The following is a 15192-nucleotide window of genomic DNA, read 5'->3' on the forward strand; positions in this document are numbered from 1 at the left end:
TCAGGCTAGAGCTATCCGCTCCGCCGCGCCGTCCGGGAGCTGCGACGGGAGCCCCTCCGGCCGCCCTGCGGCCGCGCCCGCTCCTCTCCCGGCGGTGCGTGGGATCGCGCGGCACGGCTCTCCCGGTCGCCGGCCCTGCGTCCTCCCTACCGCCGGGAGAGGACTCATTCTCGGCGGAAGGACCCCTTCGATGACCCAGCAGAGCGTCAGACCCTTCCGGCCATCCGGCTGGAGCCGCGACGCGACGAGCGAGGACGTCGAGACCGCTCACCGGATACTGCCGATGCACGCCCCCATCGACTCCTCACGCGGACTGTGCGCGAGCGCGCTCCACCTGATCAACGCCCCCGCATGGCCCTGCGAGCAGTACCAGTGGGCCAAAGCCGTGATCGACGCCGCCGAGCGACGCGAGATCAGCGACTGAGCTTCTGACCGGTCAGCTCGGCCACCGTCCGGCCGATCGCGACCGCCGTGGCGTCCGGGTCGTACCCGTCGAACTTGCGCGGTTGCGCGTCCGGGAACGCGGTGAGCCAGCTGTCGGGCACCTCGATGCCCTGACCGGGTACGAGCAGTTTCACGTCGCTGATCCGATGCTTCCGCAGTAACGCCCGCGCGGCCGGCTCCGAGGTCGGGATGTCGGTGACCTGCGCGTCGGAGAGCAGCAACAGTGCGGTCTCGCACCGCGTACGGCGGAACGCGTCGACCTGCGCCAGCGCGGGTTCGAGCAGCGTGCCGCCGCCGTCGGCGACGCCGGTCGCGGCGGGCGCGCCGGCCGACTTGGCGGTCGTCGGCGGCAGGCGGACGGTCGCCGTCTCCGCGAAGTCGACGACGGACAGCTGGTCGGTGTCACGCAGGTTCGTGGCCAGCCACGGCACGAGCCGGGCCAGCGCGGCGTCCCTGGCCCCGGCGTAGTCCTGCATCGAGCCCGAGGAGTCGACCATCAGGGTCAGCCGCAGGCACTCCTTCCCGCGCTTGCCCTCGAGCGCGTAGCCGCCCAGCTCGCCGCTGACCGGCGCCGGGTCCTCCTGCCGCTGGCAGTTGGTGAACAGAAGCCAGAGCAGCGGCAGGAGCAGTAACAGCGCCGCGAGCGTCCACCAGAGCCGGCGGGACGGCCCGCCCAGCCGCGGCGACCGGCCGAACCGTGGCCCCGGGGCCAGCGTCGTCACGGGCGCTGCTCCGGCACGTATCCGTTGACCTGAGCCGGGTCGATCGGCACCGACGGCGGGGGCACCGGCGAGGTGAGCGGCTCCAGGTGGAAGAGGCGTTCGCGCAGCTCGGTGATGCGCCGGGACGCGGTCGACGAGTCCTCGGGGCGGCAGCGCGAGAGGTGTTCGATCGCGTCCTCCACGCGGCGGAGCGGGCCGATCGCCATGCCGGTGCCGAAGAGCGTGAGCGGCCGGGTCGAGGGCAGGCCGGTGAGCCCGTCACGCGTGCCGTCGTGATCGGTCTTCGCCCAGTTCCCCAGGTGCGCCGACCGCGGATCCCCGACCGGGGCCGGCCCCGGCAGCGGCCGGGTCGGCGCGTTCTCCGCCGCCTGCACCGGCAGCGTGGCGCCGGGTGTCTGATCCGGTGGGGTGAAGGGCGGTGGGGCTCCCGGGTCGGGTGGGGACAGCTGCGGGGCCGCGCCCGGGTACGGCTCGGGGGCGACGTAGGTCGGCGTGCCGTAGGCGGCCGACGGGTACGGCGGCGCCGTCGCCCGGGAGTCCGCGATCATCCGCGCCCCGACCGCGACGATCCGCTCGATCGCGTTCAACTGCGTCTGCACCTCGGCCCGCAGGTCCTCCCACGCCCGGTGGTGCGCGACGTCGGCCTTCGTCTTCGCGGCGACCAAGCGGTCGAACACCTTCGAGCGCTCGGAACTCTGCCCGCGGATCTCCGACACCAGGAACACCCGGGCCAACGCGTCGGCGAGCAGCACCGCGACGAAGATCGCGGCCATCGGCAGCGCGGGCGGCGGCAACGACCCGATCGGCGCGGTCGCCTCGTCGAACCGGAAGTTGATCAGCCACCCGACCGCGGCCAGCGCGAGCACGAACGCGACCACCGCGAGAACCGCGCCGATCCGGTCCTTGCGGCCGACCCCCGGATAGCCGGCCAGCCACCGGTGTCCCAACGGCCCCACGACCCGGGCCGTCGCGACGCCCACGACCGGGATGAACAACGCCAGCAGCGCGGCCGCCACCCGCGACGGGTCGTACCAGGGCGCGTCCGGCTCCACGACGTCGTCGAAGATCGAGTACCAGAAGAACACTTCGACGACGACGAAGATGACCTCGACGACCGTCAGCACCCGGTTGGTGATCAGCGGCCGGTGCGGGTCGAAGTCCTCGACGAACGGGCCGTCGGGGTCGTGGTCCCGGCCGCCGCGACGGCCACGCCAGATCGGGTTCGTCCGCGTCGCGTCCAGGCGCTGGGCGGCCAGCACCGCGGCGAAGTCGGCGGCGTCCAGCGCGTGCTGTTTGCGCAGCAGCCGGCGGGACGCTTTCGCGTCGGCCGCCGCGATCGTCGAGTTGACCTCGACCAGCACCGCGACCTGCCCCGGCGTCATCGCGCCGGGAGCGACCGGCTCCCGCTCGAGCACCCGCTGGCGTGCGCGTTCGACCCCGCGGGTGCCGAACAATCGGGCGAAGAAGCTCATCGCGTGCACCCTCCGGGTCGGATCTCGATCTCCACGCGCCGGTTCTTCGCGGCGGCGACGGTGTCGTGGCGGCCGTCGACGAACTCGTCCACGGCCGGGCGTTCGGCGCCGTAGCCGACCGACTCCAGGCGCGCGGTGTTCACGCCGCGCTCGGTCAGGGCGCCGACGACCGCCTGCGCCCGCCGGGTGGAGAGCTCCCGGCGGTAACCGGAGTCGCCGTACCGCGCGGTGTGTCCGGACACGACCGCCGTCGCCTCGGCGTCGCTCTTCAGGTCGGACGCGATCGGTTCGAGCACGCCGTCGGCCTCCGGTTGCAGGTCGGCGCGGTCGGGGGCGAACAACAGCGACGCGGGGATCGAGACCCGGGTGGCGCAGCCGTCGCGGACCTCCGTCGCGGCCGGCACCGTGACCGGGTCGGCCGGCAGCCCGGCCGGGGGCGCACCGGCGGACGGCGCGTGGGCCGAGTCGAACGTGACGGTGGCGCCGGCCGCTGTCAGCACGCTCTGCCAGATCTTCTGCAGCGAGGTGCGTGCCGACTGCGGTAACCGCTGCTCGGACGAGGTGTCCCCGAGCCCGCTCCAGACGACCTTCTGGGCCTGGAGCGCCGGCGGCAGCGCGTTCGCCGCCTTGAGCGCCTCGGCCAGCCCGGCGGGGTCGACGTCGAACCGCTGTTTGTTCAGGTCGAACTCGCCGCTGGTGGAGACGCCGTCGGAGACGACGAGGATCTCTGCTGGCTTGTCCTCGGCGGCCCGGCCGAGCGCACTCAGGATGCGGCTGCCCGTGCCCTTCGGCCGCAGATCGTCGCCGCGGGCCCAGGTCGGCACGCACTCCAGCGCGAGCGCCCGGGCACGCTGGGAGGCCTGGGAGTTCGAGCCGGGAGCCGGGTCCAGCGCGATCGTGCGGCTCGGGGGCGCACCGGCACCGTCGACGCCGACCAGCACCAACGCGTCGCCCCGCTGCTGCGCGGTCCGGAGCGCGGCCGTGACCGCCGGCGGCAGCCCACCGGAGACGCCGGAGGCGGTGTTGTCGACGACGAGCGCGGTCTTGGGCGCACCGGCCTCGGGAGCCACGTCCGCCACTCGAGCGCAGTCGGAGTCCGAACGGGTGGTGGTCGTGTCGTCAGACGGTTCGTCACCGGAGCAACCACTGAGGATGATGAGGCCTGTGGTAACTACTGTGAGTATCGAGAGACGGAGCCGACTCGGCATCGATACTTCTCCCCACTTCGCTTCGGACTCGCTGCTCACAGCGTTTCCTCCGAACGCAAGCCCGACGAGGGGGAACTCCCTATGCGCTACGGGGCGTTATCCCCCTAGAGAAATCAGTACACGCAGGTGCGGGGGTGTTTCGTGAACGAGAACGATCTCCACGATCGGGTTCAAGTCCAGATCACTGCCGCACTGCAGCGGTTGGCGCTCGCCGCGCACTGGAACTCCGACCCGCGTGTCGGTGAGTTGCTCGACGAGTCCAAACAGCTGCTCGACGTCGCCGCCCGGGACGTCCGCCTGTTCGCCCGGGGCATCAACCCGGCCGTGCTGGAGGCCGACGGACTGCGCGGCGCGGTACGCGCGCTGGCCGACCGCTTCCCCGGACTGGTGACGACCCGCGCCGTCGCCGAGCGCTACCCGCCGGCACTGGAGTCCGGGCTGTTCCTGGCGCTGTCGGAGGCCGTGGCCAACGCGGTGCGGCACGCCGGGGCGTCGGCGATCGTCGTCGAGGTGGACCGGGACGGCGAGTTCGTCGTCGGCCGGGTCACCGACGACGGCATCGGGACCGCGCAGCCGAGCCCGTACGGCGGGCTGGAGAACCTCCGCCGGCGCGTCGCGGCACTGGGCGGCGACACCGAGCTGCACAGCGAGCCGGGCCGCGGAACGCGGGTGACGATCCGGCTAGGACCGGTCGTGGGCTCGGAAGTAACGCAGCACCGCTAACACCCGCCGGTTCTGCGTGGTGTCGGTGGGCAGATCGAGCTTGGTGAAGATCCGGGCGATGTTGTTCTCGACGGTCTTGGTGGTCAGGTGCAGCTCGTCGGCGATGCCCTCGTTGGAGCGCCCCGCGGCCATCGCGCGGAGCACCTCGCGCTCGCGGCCGGTGAGCCGCTCGAGCTCGTGCGGCCCCTCGGCGGCCAGCCGGTCGATCAGCTCGGGCTCCAGGACGGTCTCGCCGTCCATGATCCGCACCAGCGCCGTACGCAGCGCCGCCACGTCGGCGATCTGATCTTTGAGGCGGTAGCCCAGGCCACGCGAGCCCAGCTGCCGGAGCAGACGCATCAGGTGCGGGGCCTCGGCCCACTGGGAGAGCATCAGGATGCCGATCCGGGGGTAGCGGGCACGCAGTTTTTCGGCCGTGTCCAGGCCGCCCTCCGGGTACGGCGCCATCCGGATGTCGAGTATCGCGACGTCGGGCACGTCCTCGTGAACCATCGAGAGCAGCTCGGTGCCGTCGCGGGCCTGGTGCACCACCTCGACGTCGGCGGCTTCGAGCAGCAGCCGTAAGCCTTCGCGGAACAACGCGGCGTCGTCGGCGATCGCGACCCGGAGCGGGCGGGCGGTCACCGGCACGGGATGCGCACCTCGACGCGGGCGCGACCGCTCGGTGATTCGGCTATCGACACCGTGCCGCCCGCCGCCCGCACCCGCAGCGCGATCGGCGAGCCCAGCAGCACGGCGACGTCGGGCCGGGGGGCCGAGCGGGCCGAGACCCGCAGGTGGAGCTCCGCGCCGGTCACCGTCGCGTTCACGTCGACCACCTCGTCGGTCGTCTGCAGGTAATCGGTGAGTACCCAGCAGACAACGTAGTAGGCCAGCGCCTCCGCGGCCGGGTCGAAGCGCTCTGCGGGCACGGCCACCCGCATCGGGACGCCCTGGCGGCTCGCCCTCGATTCGAGCGCCGCTCCCAGCCCCGACTCGGTGAGCATCGCCGAATGGATTCCGTGCGCGAGCTCACGCAACTCATTCAGCGCGAGGTCCAGCTGCGCCTGCGCGTCGGCGAGCACCCGCCCGGACCGCTCGTCGCTGCTGTTGCGGGCGGCGCCCAGCCGCATCGTGAGCGCGGAGAGACGGGTCTGCGCCCCGTCGTGCAGCAGCTGTTCCAGTTCCCGGCGTTCGGCCCAGCTGGCCGCCAGCGCACGCGACTGTTCGTCGATGCGCCGCTGGAACTTCCGGTACCGAACGATCCCCAGCAGCGCGAACCCGGCGGCCAGCACCGTGTTGACGGCGGCCAGCAGCGCATTGCCGGCCCAGAGCGGCTGCTGGACCGCCGCGGCGAGCGCTCCCGCGACAGCCGTCACCGCCCAGGGGCTGGTGAGCGCGCGGCGAACGTCCATCGATCCAGGAAACGTCCCGACGGCCGCGTCGGCCAGGGTGCCCGCACCCAAAAACTTACGGTGTGAGTGAACGCACGATTACAGCAGCGGGGGCATCGAGCGCGGACGCGTGGCCGGTGCCGGCCCAGAGCGCCATCCGATCCGGGTCGCCGGCCTTGGCTGCGGCGGCACGCAGCGGGCGGGTCAGGTGGTGCACCTGGGGATAGGCGTCGAGCGCCGCGCTCTCGTGCTCGCGGATGAACGCGTTGACGATCCCGCGGGCCCGACGACCGGTGAACGTGCGGGTGATCGCCGTTTCCGCCGGTCGCGCGAGCGCGTCCTGGTGGGCCTTCTGGGCGCCGCTCTCGGGCGAGCGCAGGAGCGCGGTGCCCACCTGGGCGTAGGTGGCGCCATCGCGGAGCACCGTGCGCACGTCCTCGGAGTCGGCGAGGCCGCCGGCGGCGACCAGCGGTAGGTCGGTCGTGGCGCGTACGTCGGCCAGGAGCGTGGCCAGTGGCACCGGCTCGACGTCGGGGGTCCAGGATCCGCGGTGCGCACCGGCTTCGGCTCCCTGCAGCAGCAACGCGTCGGCGCCGGCCTCGGCCGCTCGACGCGCTTCGTCGACCGAGGTGACGGTCACCGCCACGGCGGAGCCGACCTTCTGGAGTGCGGCGATCGTGTCGGCGGGGCAGCCGAACGTGAGGCTGACGACCGGGAGCGGGTCGGCCAGCAGCAGGTCGAGCTTGGCCGCCCAGTCGTCGTCGTCCCAGCGCGGGGTGCCGAGCGCGACGCCGAGCCGGTCGGCGTCGGGGGTGATGTGCTCCGCGTAGTTCGCGACCGCGGTGTCGTGCCGTGGCCACGGCACGAACAGGTTCGCGCCGAACGGCGTGCGGGTGCGCTCGCGAACCGCCGCGATCTGGTCACGAAGCTGCTCGGCGGTGAGGTAACCGGCGGCGACGAACCCGAGCGCCCCGGCGTCCGCGACCGCCGCGACCAGATCGGGGGTGGTCGCCCCACCGGCCATCGGCGACTGGACGATCGGGCGCTCAATTTGCGGCAAGCTAGGCACCCCTCCAGCTTTCCACAGCTGTGGATAGAACCTGTGTACGAAGAATCGAGGTGCGATGGACCTCTATGTCGACGAGCGCGGGGACGGCCCGCCGGTGGTGCTGCTGCACGGCGGGTTGCTCGACCACCGGATGTGGGACGGGTTCGTCCCCGACCTGGCCGGAACCCACCGGGTGATCCGGTACGACGCCCGCTCGCACGGCCGCTCGGCCACCGCCACCGGCGACTACTCGCCGGCCGACGACCTGCACGAGGTGGTGCGTGCGACGGCTCCCGGCGGAGCCGCGCTGGTCGGGCTCTCGCTGGGCGCACGCGCGGCGATCGACTTCGCGTTGCGGTGGCCGGAGCTGGTCGAGCGGCTGGTGCTGGTCTCGCCCGGAGCCAGCGGCATGGAGTTCGCGGACCCGTACGTCCAGGAGTTGCAGGCCCAGCAGGTGGCCGCGGCCCGGCGTCTGGACGCCGACGCGTTCGTCGAGTGTTTCCTGCGGCTCTGGGTGGACGGACCGCACCGGGAGCCGGCCCGGACCGACCCTGGTGTCCGCGAAGCGTGCCGACGGATGGCGATGACCGTGGCGTCGAATCACTTCACCGCCCAGGGACGGCTGGTCGAGGAGCACGCGGTCAACCGGCTGGCCGAACTGCGTCCCCCGCTGCTCGTGGTGACCGGCGCGCTGGACTCGTCCGACATCCTGCGCCTGGCCGACGCCATCGTCGACGCCGTCCCGGGTGCCGAATCGGCGCGGCTCCCCGACGCCGCCCACACCGTTCCGCTGGACGCCCCGGACGATTTCCGCGCCGCGGTCGTGCCGTTCCTGGCGGCTCAGGGCCAGCGGTAGATCTGGGGGCGGGGTGGCCAGGGGCGGGCGGCCCGAGGCGCTGCCCCCTCGAACGCGACCCAGGATTCGGTGCGGTCGTCGCCCACCATGTCGGCCAGACCGGTCCACGCCCTCGCGTCCACGTACGGGCGGCACCCGTCGCAGGCGAACCAGTCCCCGGCCGGAACGGACGCGGCGGTCTCGTCGGCCCGATAGGCCCAGCGAGGCACGGCGGCTTCGCAGAAGTCGCACATCAGCCCGGCTCCTGTCGCCGCCGGCGCGGCCGTCTTCGCCGCCCACGCGTCCACGGTGGCCTGCAGGGCCGTGCTGTCGACGCTCGGCGGCGAGACGTCCTCCACCCACGGGCGCAGCAGCCCGGCGAGCTCGTCCATCTGCGCGGGTGTGTTGATCCGGCCGTGCACGGCGAACCACAGCACGACCGCACCGCCGGACGGATGGTCGAGATCGCACGCCGCGCACAGCACGGCGCTGCTGGCCGGGGCAACCTCGACCGCCAGCAGCGCCGGCCCGCCACAGCGGGGGCAGGAGACCACGATCTACTCGATCGCCGCCGGGCCGAGCAGTGCCTTCAGATCGGCCATCAGCGCGGGCGTCGGAGCCACCCGGACGTTGTCGCCGAGCCGCCAGCGTGTGGCCCGCGCCTTGTGCTGCAGCTTCAGGTGCACCTCGGTGGTACCGGGGTGGGTCGACAGCGTCTCGCGCAACTGCGCCACGAGCTGGTCGTTGACGCGGTTCGCGGTGATCAGGATGACCACCGGCTTCTCCGAATCGGCCTCACCGAGATCCAGCAGCGCCAGATCCTGCGCGAGCAGCTGCGGCTGATCTTCGCGCTTGTCGATACGGCCCTTCACCAGCACCATCGCGTCCTCGACCAGGTGCTGGCCGACGAGCTCGTAGGTGGCCGGGAAGAACCGGACCTCGATACCGCCCTCGAGGTCTTCCAGACGCGCGCTGGCCCAGAGTTTGCCCTGCTTGGTGACCCGCTTCTGCAGCCCGGAGAGCAGGCCTCCGACCGCGACCGTCCGGCCGTCCGGATAGTCGTCGCCCACGAGCGCCGAGATCGGGCAGTCGACCTTCGCGGCCAGCAGGTGCTCGACGCCGGAGAGCGGGTGGTCGGAGACGTACAGGCCGAGCATCTCCCGCTCGGTGGCCAGCTTCTCGTTCTTCGGCCACTCGTCGGTGCCGATCGGGGGGGTGAACGCGACGCTCAGGTCCTCGGCCTGGTCGTCGCCGAAGCCGGAGCCGAACAGGTCGAACTGGCCGACCGCCTCGCTCTTCTTGATCTCGGCGAACGACTCGACCGCGGCCTCGTGCACCGCGAGCAAGCCCTTGCGGGTGTGCATCAGCGAGTCGAACGCACCGGACTTGATCAGCGCATCGACGACCTTCTTGTTGCAGACGATCGCCGGCGTCTTCTTGAGGAACTCGTAGAAGTCCTTGAAGGCGCCCTTCTCGGCCCGCGCGGCGATGATCGCCTCGACCGCGTTCGCGCCGACGTTACGCACGCCGGTGAGACCGAAGCGGATGTTCGTGTCGCGCGGGGTGAAGTTCGCGTCCGACTCGTTGACGTCCGGCGGGAACACCTTGATGCCCATCTTGCGGCACTCGTTGAGGTAGACCGCCATCTTGTCTTTGTCGTCCCGGACGGACGTCAGCAGCGCGGACATGTACGCGGCCGGGTAGTTGGCCTTGAGGTACCCGGTCCAGTACGAGACGAGCCCGTACCCGGCCGTGTGGGCCTTGTTGAACGCGTAGTCGGAGAAGGGAACCAGGACGTCCCAGAGCGCCTTGATCGCGGCGTCGGAGTAGCCGTTGGCCTTCATGCCCTCGGAGAAGGGCTTGAACTCCTTGTCGAGGATCTCCTTCTTCTTCTTGCCCATCGCGCGCCGCAGCAGGTCGGCGTTGCCGAGCGAGTAGCCGGCCACCTTCTGGGCGATCGACATGACCTGCTCCTGGTACACGATCAGGCCGTGCGTCGTGTCCAGGATCTCGGCCAGCGGCTCGGCCAGCTCCGGGTGGATCGGTGTCTTCTCCTGCTGCCCGGTCTTACGCAGCGCGTAGTTGATGTGCGAGTTCGCGCCCATCGGGCCCGGCCGGTACAGCGCGAGCACCGCGGAGATGTCTTCGAAGTTGTCCGGCCGCATCAGGCGCAACAGCGACCGCATCGGCCCGCCGTCGAGCTGGAAGACGCCGAGCGTGTCGCCGCGGGCGAGCAGCTCGTAGGTGGCCTTGTCGTCGAGCGGAAGGTCGAGCAGGTCGATCTCCGGGCCGCCGTCGGCCACGATCGCCTTCAGGCAGTCGTCGAGCACCGTGAGGTTGCGCAGGCCCAGGAAGTCCATCTTCAGCAGGCCGAGCGTCTCGCAGGTCGGGTAGTCGAACTGCGTGATGATCGCCCCGTCGGAGGCGCGCATCCAGACCGGGATGTGGTCGGTGAGCGGCTCCGCGGACATGATCACGCCGGCCGCGTGCACACCGGCCTGACGGATCAGGCCTTCCAGACCGCGCGCGGTGTCGATGACCTTCTTGACGTCCGGATCGCTCTCGTAGAGCCCGCGGATCTCACCGGCCTCGTTGTACCGCTTGTGGCTGGGATCGAAGATTCCGCTGAGCGGGATGTCCTTGCCCATGACGGCGGGCGGCATCGCCTTGGTGATCCGGTCGCCGACGGCGTACGGGTAGCCCAGCACCCGGGCCGAGTCCTTGATCGCAGCCTTCGCCTTGATCGTGCCGTACGTGACGATCTGGGCGACCTTGTCGGCGCCCCACTTGTCGGTGACGTAGCGGATGACGTCACCGCGCCGACGCTCGTCGAAGTCGATGTCGATGTCGGGCATCGAAACGCGGTCGGGGTTGAGGAACCGCTCGAAGATCAGGCCGTGCGGGATCGGGTCGAGGTCGGTGATGCCCATCGCGTAGGCGACCATCGAGCCGGCCGCCGAGCCACGACCGGGACCGACGCGGATGCCGTTGGCCTTCGACCAGTTGATGAAGTCGGCCGTCACCAGGAAGTAGGACGGGAAGCCCATCTGCAGGATGATGCCGATCTCGTACTCGGCCTGCTTGCGGTGCTGCTCGTCGATCCCGGTGGGGAAACGGCGCTTCATCCCCTCCCAGACCTCGTGGCGGAACCAGCTCTCCTCGGTCTCGCCCTCGGGCACCGGGAACTTCGGCATCAGGTTCTTCTTGACGAACATGCCGCTGGTGTCGACTTTTTCGGCGATCGCGAGCGTGTTCCGGCAGCCTTCCTGCCAGGCGTCCGACGAGTCGACGCCGTACATCTCCGCGGCCGACTTGATGTAGTAGCCGGTGCCGTCGAACTGGAACGTCGGCGCGGCCAGCGTGGAGCCGGTCTGCACGCAGAGCAGCGCGGAGTGCGACGTCGCCTCGGCCTCGTGCGTGTAGTGCGAGTCGTTCGTGACGACCGGCGGGATGCCCAGCTTCTTGCCGATCTCGAGCAGCCCGTCGCGCACCTGGCGCTCGATGTGCAGCCCGTGATCCATCAGCTCGAGGTAGAAGTGCTCCTTGCCGAAGATGTCCTGGAACTTCGCGGCAGCCGCGAGCGCCTCGTCGAAGTGGCCGAGCCGGAGCCTGGTCTGCACCTCGCCCGACGGGCACCCGGTGGTGGCCATGATGCCCTCGGCGTGCTCGGCCAGGAGTTCGGCGTCCATCCGCGGCCACTTCACGAAGTAGCCCTCGGTGTAGGCCCGCGAGGAGAGCTGGAGCAGGTTGTGCAGCCCGGTGTCGTTGCGCGCCCACATCGTCATGTGCGTGTAGGAGCCCGAGCCGGAGACGTCGTCGCCCTTCTGGTCGGGGCGGCCCCACTTGATGCGCTTCTTGTCGTACCGGCTGGCCGGCGCGATGTACGCCTCGGTGCCGATGATCGGCGTCACCCCGGCGTTCGTGGCTTGCGTGAAGAAGTCGTACGCGCCGTAGGTGTTGCCGTGATCGGTCATCGCGATGGCGGGCATCTCGAGGCGTTGGGCCTCGGCGAACATCGGCTTGAGTCGCGCCGCTCCGTCAAGCATCGAATACTCAGTGTGCACATGCAGGTGGACGAATCCATCGGCGGCGCCGGGCATCGGAAGAGCGCCTCCTGGGGCGGGAGTGGCCGGGAACAACCAAGGACCCTACCCGCCCGACGCACGCCTCGGGACGCACGACGCGGCGGTGTGGAAAATGGCGCTGACCGGCCGAATGACGCTTACACCGTCCGGCGGAGGAAGCGTGTCAGCGTCACCCTGAGGGGCCGTTTCAGGGGCTGGATCGCGCTGCGTCACGAGAGCCGCCGATGACACGGCGAGCGTCGTTCTGGCACGGGCCGATGATTACTTTCTGTTACAGCTGGGCTGGTGCAGTACCTTTGCGAACATGCCGCAGCAGGGCGATCCGGGGGCGCTCCGAGCCGAGTTAGGCGAGGTCCGCGCCGCACTGGACGAGACGGACGCACGCCGGAACGGCGCGCTGGACCGCACCGCAGCCCTGAGCCTGGCGCTGATGGTCGTCGGGCTCGCGGTTTTCGCCTCGGTGTCGGTGTACTCGTTCACGGCCGGGCAGCCCGGGCGGGGGCGGGCGTTCGCCGTCCTCACCGTCATCGCGCTGCCGTTCGTGCTGTACGCGGCCTGGAGCTCGGTCGGCCGCTACGTGCTGCTCGGCCGCGAGGTCACCCGCATGCGCCGCCGCGAGCTGGACCTCACCACCCGGCTCCAGGCCCCGCCCCCCACCCGGGTCGAAGCGCCGGAGGCCGGCCCGGAGCCGGTGCCGGTACCGGAGCCGGTGCCGGTACCCGAGCCGGAGCCCGAGCCCGACGCGGCGGCGGCCATGATCGAGGCCGCGCTCCCCGCCTACGCCGTGCAGCGGATGCTCGGAAAAGGGGGCTGCGGCATCGTCTTCCTGGCCGAACACCGCCAGGCCGGCTGGCTGCGCGCGCTCAAGCTCCTCACCGAGCCCGATCTCCTGCCCGATTCGCAGTCGCGCTTCCTGCGTGAGGCCCAGGTCATGGAGAGCCTCGACCACCCGCACGTCGCTCGCGTCTACGAGTACGTGGAGCACGCCGGGTTCAACCTGATCGTGATGGAGTTCCTGGCCGGGGGCAGCGCGTCCGCCCGGCGCAACGAGCTCCTCGGCCGCCCGGAGCCCCTCTGCGCGCTCGGCCTGGCGGTGGCCGACGCGCTCGTGGCCGCCCACGCCCGGGGCGTCGTGCACCGCGACATCAAGCCGGGCAATCTGCTGTTCGCCGAGGACGGCGCGGTCAAGGTCACCGACTTCGGTATCGCGAAGCTCCTGGCCAGCGGCGTCGACGGGGAGCAGGCGAGCGTTCTCGCGCTCACCCCGGGCTACGCGGCCCCCGAGCAGCTCAACGGCGACGAGATCACCGCGCGCACCGACCTGTTCGGGCTGAGCGCCACGCTCTACAAGCTCTTCACCGGCCGCACACCGCCGCTGCCCGGCCCCGACGGCTCGCCGCGGGCGAACCTGACCACGATCCCACCCGCGATCGCGTCGGTGCTGGAGCGCTCGCTCAACGGGTTCCCGGAGAGCCGCCATCCGAGCGCCATGGAGTTCGCGCTCGACCTGGCCGCCGCGTCCGGTGCCGTGCTCCGCCCGGGCTGGCTCGACTCGGCCGAGATCCCGTTCCGCGGCACCGCCGAGATCCGCGCCGCCGCGACGGCCTGACGCCGTGGACAGGGAGAACGGCGCCGGCCTCCTGCACCGGTTGACCGCGTACTCACCCGACCAGGAGTGGGACGTCCCCGTCGACGATCCCCGGGTCCGGGCTGACCTCACCCCGAACGACCCCGAAACGCACCCGCCGTTCACCAAGATCTACCGGGACCGGCCGCGCCTGGCCCTCCCGCGCGACCTCCCTGACCCGGGCGTCAGCGCCGCCGGCGTGCTCGCCGGCCACCGAGCGGAACCCCGTCCCCTGGACGCGGCCCAGCTCGCCCGGATCCTGTTCCTCGGCGCCGGCATCGTCCGCACCGCGGTGCGCGCCGGTCGTCGGCACCCGTTCCGCGCCTCGGGTTCGGCCGGGGCCCGTTTCCCGCTCGAGCTCTACGTGAGCGCCCGAGATGTCGCCGGTGTGCCCGACGGCGTGCACTGGTACGACCCGGAGGCGCACGCGCTGGTCCCGGTCGCTCCGCCGGCCGGCGGCGCCGCCACCACGATCGTCGTCACCGGCATTCCCTGGCGCACCGGCTGGCGGTACGCCGAACGCGGCTGGCGCCACCTGTACTGGGACGCCGGAACGCTGCTCGCGCAGCTCTCCGCCGCGACCGCGAGCGCCGGACGGCAGCCTCGCCTCCGAACTCTTTTCCCCGACGCCCAGCTGCGGGCGCTGGTCGGGGCCGACGGTGTGCACGAGTACCCGTTGGCCCTGCTCAGCCTGGCCGACGGCGAGCCGGCGATCGAGCCGTCGGGCCCGGCCGAGCACGGCGAACTGCCTGCGGTGGAGTTTCCGCTCGCCACGGCGGCCCAGTGCGCCGGTGAGCGTGACGTGCTCGGCGAACCCTGGCCCGACGGCCCGCCGCTCCCCGACGCGCCCCCGTCCGGGACGCTCGACGACGTCATCCGGCGGCGCGGCTCCCAGCGCCTGATGGACCGCGGCCGCACCCTGTCCCGCGCCCAGCTCGACTGGCCACTGCGTGCCGCCCTCCGCGGCATCACGGTGCCGCACTGGGTGGTCGTGCACGGCGTCGACGACGTCGCTCCCGGCGTCTACCGCTGGCCCGACGCCGTCCACACCGCCGATCTGCGTGCGGAGACCACCCGGGTCTGCCTCGACCAGGAGCTCGGCGGCGACGCGGCCTACGTCGTGATCGCCGCGGTACCCGACGCCGACCTGGACGACCGCACGTACCGGGACGCCCAGCTCGCGGCCGGTCTCGTCGAGGGGCGGCTGCACCTGGCCGCGTACGCACTCGGCGCCGGCGCGTCCGGCATGACGTTCGCGGACTCCGAGGTGCCCGGCCTGCTCCGGGAACCCGACGACCTGGTGCCACTGCTCTTCACCTGCGTCGGTGTCCCCGCCTACACGTCCCGCCGCGGTGGGACGCCGGGTGCCCCGTCGACGGTCCGCATGATCTCCCCGCGCATGCGGGGAGACGCCTAGGCTCCGACCTCGTCGGCCAGGCGCTGCAGGTAGCCGGCGTCGGTCGCGGCGGACACCATCCGGCTGGCCCCGGACTGGTCCAGCCCGAGCTGCCTGGCGACGTCGTTCACCCCGGCCTCCGCGCCCGCCGCCCGCACGGCCTCCACCGTGAGCACGACCCGGGGCGCGCCCGGCCCCCGCGCCCACCGCCGCGCCCGGAACCGCACGAGCCGCGGCCGCATCCCCGGCCCCCCGGGCC

General features: G+C 71.9%; 14 protein-coding genes. 5 read left to right on the forward strand and 9 right to left on the reverse strand.

Annotated features, from left to right (window positions below):
- Window positions 1-190 precede the first annotated feature (190 nt).
- Window positions 191-424, forward strand: coding sequence for a hypothetical protein (locus CRYAR_RS40510; protein WP_035858791.1), 234 nt, complete (start codon window positions 191-193; stop codon window positions 422-424).
- Here the strand turns inward: CRYAR_RS40510 and CRYAR_RS40515 are convergent.
- Genes CRYAR_RS40515 through CRYAR_RS44365 form a run of 3 tightly spaced genes read right to left on the reverse strand, consistent with a single transcriptional unit; the run spans window position 414 to window position 3708 of the window.
- Window positions 414-1166, reverse strand: a complete 753-nt coding sequence (locus tag CRYAR_RS40515) for a VWA domain-containing protein (protein ID WP_035858794.1) — start codon at window positions 1164-1166, stop codon at window positions 414-416. The two genes, CRYAR_RS40510 and CRYAR_RS40515, sit on opposite strands and share 11 nt — an antisense overlap.
- Complete coding sequence (locus CRYAR_RS40520) at window positions 1163-2638, reverse strand: hypothetical protein (RefSeq protein ID WP_157018475.1); 1476 nt, start codon at window positions 2636-2638, stop codon at window positions 1163-1165. The genes CRYAR_RS40515 and CRYAR_RS40520 overlap by 4 nt, the downstream gene beginning before the upstream one ends.
- The gene (locus CRYAR_RS44365) at window positions 2635-3708 is read right to left on the reverse strand and encodes an OmpA family protein (protein WP_157018477.1); all 1074 of its coding nucleotides are present in this window, start codon (window positions 3706-3708) and stop codon (window positions 2635-2637) included. The genes CRYAR_RS40520 and CRYAR_RS44365 overlap by 4 nt, the downstream gene beginning before the upstream one ends.
- 279 nt (window positions 3709-3987) lie before the next feature.
- Here CRYAR_RS44365 and CRYAR_RS40530 point away from each other — a divergent pair, with 279 nt between their 5' ends.
- On the forward strand, window positions 3988-4569 hold the full coding sequence (locus tag CRYAR_RS40530) for a sensor histidine kinase (protein ID WP_157018479.1): 582 nt from the start codon (window positions 3988-3990) through the stop codon (window positions 4567-4569).
- On the opposite strand, the gene CRYAR_RS40535 is transcribed toward CRYAR_RS40530, so the two are convergent.
- The 3 genes from CRYAR_RS40535 to CRYAR_RS40545 are packed head-to-tail and all read right to left on the reverse strand — an operon-like array spanning window position 4528 to window position 7002.
- Complete coding sequence (locus CRYAR_RS40535; protein ID WP_211247882.1) at window positions 4528-5199, reverse strand: response regulator transcription factor; 672 nt, start codon at window positions 5197-5199, stop codon at window positions 4528-4530. The two genes, CRYAR_RS40530 and CRYAR_RS40535, sit on opposite strands and share 42 nt — an antisense overlap.
- Entirely contained in the window at window positions 5190-5963 is a 774-nt protein-coding gene (locus tag CRYAR_RS44370; RefSeq protein ID WP_051571685.1) for a sensor histidine kinase, read from the reverse strand. Before CRYAR_RS44370 ends, CRYAR_RS40535 begins: the two co-directional genes overlap by 10 nt.
- A 55-nt stretch (window positions 5964-6018) precedes the next feature.
- Complete coding sequence (locus tag CRYAR_RS40545; RefSeq protein WP_211247883.1) at window positions 6019-7002, reverse strand: nitronate monooxygenase; 984 nt, start codon at window positions 7000-7002, stop codon at window positions 6019-6021.
- Window positions 7003-7066: 64 nt separating this feature from the next.
- Here CRYAR_RS40545 and CRYAR_RS40550 point away from each other — a divergent pair, with 64 nt between their 5' ends.
- A complete protein-coding gene (locus tag CRYAR_RS40550) occupies window positions 7067-7846 on the forward strand; it encodes an alpha/beta fold hydrolase (RefSeq protein ID WP_035858801.1) in 780 nt (259 codons plus the stop codon).
- Here CRYAR_RS40550 and CRYAR_RS40555 read toward each other — a convergent pair.
- On the reverse strand, window positions 7831-8379 hold the full coding sequence (locus CRYAR_RS40555; protein WP_035858805.1) for a DUF6300 family protein: 549 nt from the start codon (window positions 8377-8379) through the stop codon (window positions 7831-7833). The two genes, CRYAR_RS40550 and CRYAR_RS40555, sit on opposite strands and share 16 nt — an antisense overlap.
- A gap of 3 nt (window positions 8380-8382) precedes the next feature.
- On the reverse strand, window positions 8383-11925 hold the full coding sequence (gene dnaE, locus CRYAR_RS40560; RefSeq protein ID WP_035858807.1) for a DNA polymerase III subunit alpha: 3543 nt from the start codon (window positions 11923-11925) through the stop codon (window positions 8383-8385).
- A gap of 289 nt (window positions 11926-12214) precedes the next feature.
- Here dnaE and CRYAR_RS44375 point away from each other — a divergent pair, with 289 nt between their 5' ends.
- Complete coding sequence (locus tag CRYAR_RS44375) at window positions 12215-13519, forward strand: serine/threonine-protein kinase (RefSeq protein WP_051571693.1); 1305 nt, start codon at window positions 12215-12217, stop codon at window positions 13517-13519.
- A 4-nt stretch (window positions 13520-13523) separates the two neighbouring features.
- Window positions 13524-14954: a nitroreductase family protein gene (locus tag CRYAR_RS40570; protein ID WP_035858810.1), complete on the forward strand. Its 1431-nt coding sequence runs from the start codon at window positions 13524-13526 to the stop codon at window positions 14952-14954.
- Here the strand turns inward: CRYAR_RS40570 and CRYAR_RS40575 are convergent.
- Complete coding sequence (locus tag CRYAR_RS40575; protein WP_051571694.1) at window positions 14951-15175, reverse strand: helix-turn-helix domain-containing protein; 225 nt, start codon at window positions 15173-15175, stop codon at window positions 14951-14953. The two genes, CRYAR_RS40570 and CRYAR_RS40575, sit on opposite strands and share 4 nt — an antisense overlap.
- Between the last annotated feature and the right edge of the window lie 17 nt (window positions 15176-15192).

This window comes from Cryptosporangium arvum DSM 44712, assembly GCF_000585375.1.
GTDB classification, from domain to species: Bacteria; Actinomycetota; Actinomycetes; order Mycobacteriales; family Cryptosporangiaceae; genus Cryptosporangium; species Cryptosporangium arvum.

What these genes read in the sequence shown, in the direction of transcription:
- dnaE (WP_035858807.1), bottom strand. Translation starts at nt 11,925, where the DNA reads ATGCCCGGCGCCGCCGATGGATTCGTCCACCTGCATGTGCACACTGAG.
- CRYAR_RS44375 (WP_051571693.1), top strand. Translation starts at nt 12,215, where the DNA reads ATGCCGCAGCAGGGCGATCCGGGGGCGCTCCGAGCCGAGTTAGGCGAG.
- CRYAR_RS40520 (WP_157018475.1), bottom strand. Translation starts at nt 2,638, where the DNA reads ATGAGCTTCTTCGCCCGATTGTTCGGCACCCGCGGGGTCGAACGCGCA.
- CRYAR_RS44370 (WP_051571685.1), bottom strand. Translation starts at nt 5,963, where the DNA reads ATGGACGTTCGCCGCGCGCTCACCAGCCCCTGGGCGGTGACGGCTGTC.
- CRYAR_RS40550 (WP_035858801.1), top strand. Translation starts at nt 7,067, where the DNA reads ATGGACCTCTATGTCGACGAGCGCGGGGACGGCCCGCCGGTGGTGCTG.
- CRYAR_RS40510 (WP_035858791.1), top strand. Translation starts at nt 191, where the DNA reads ATGACCCAGCAGAGCGTCAGACCCTTCCGGCCATCCGGCTGGAGCCGC.
- CRYAR_RS40575 (WP_051571694.1), bottom strand. Translation starts at nt 15,175, where the DNA reads ATGCGGCCGCGGCTCGTGCGGTTCCGGGCGCGGCGGTGGGCGCGGGGG.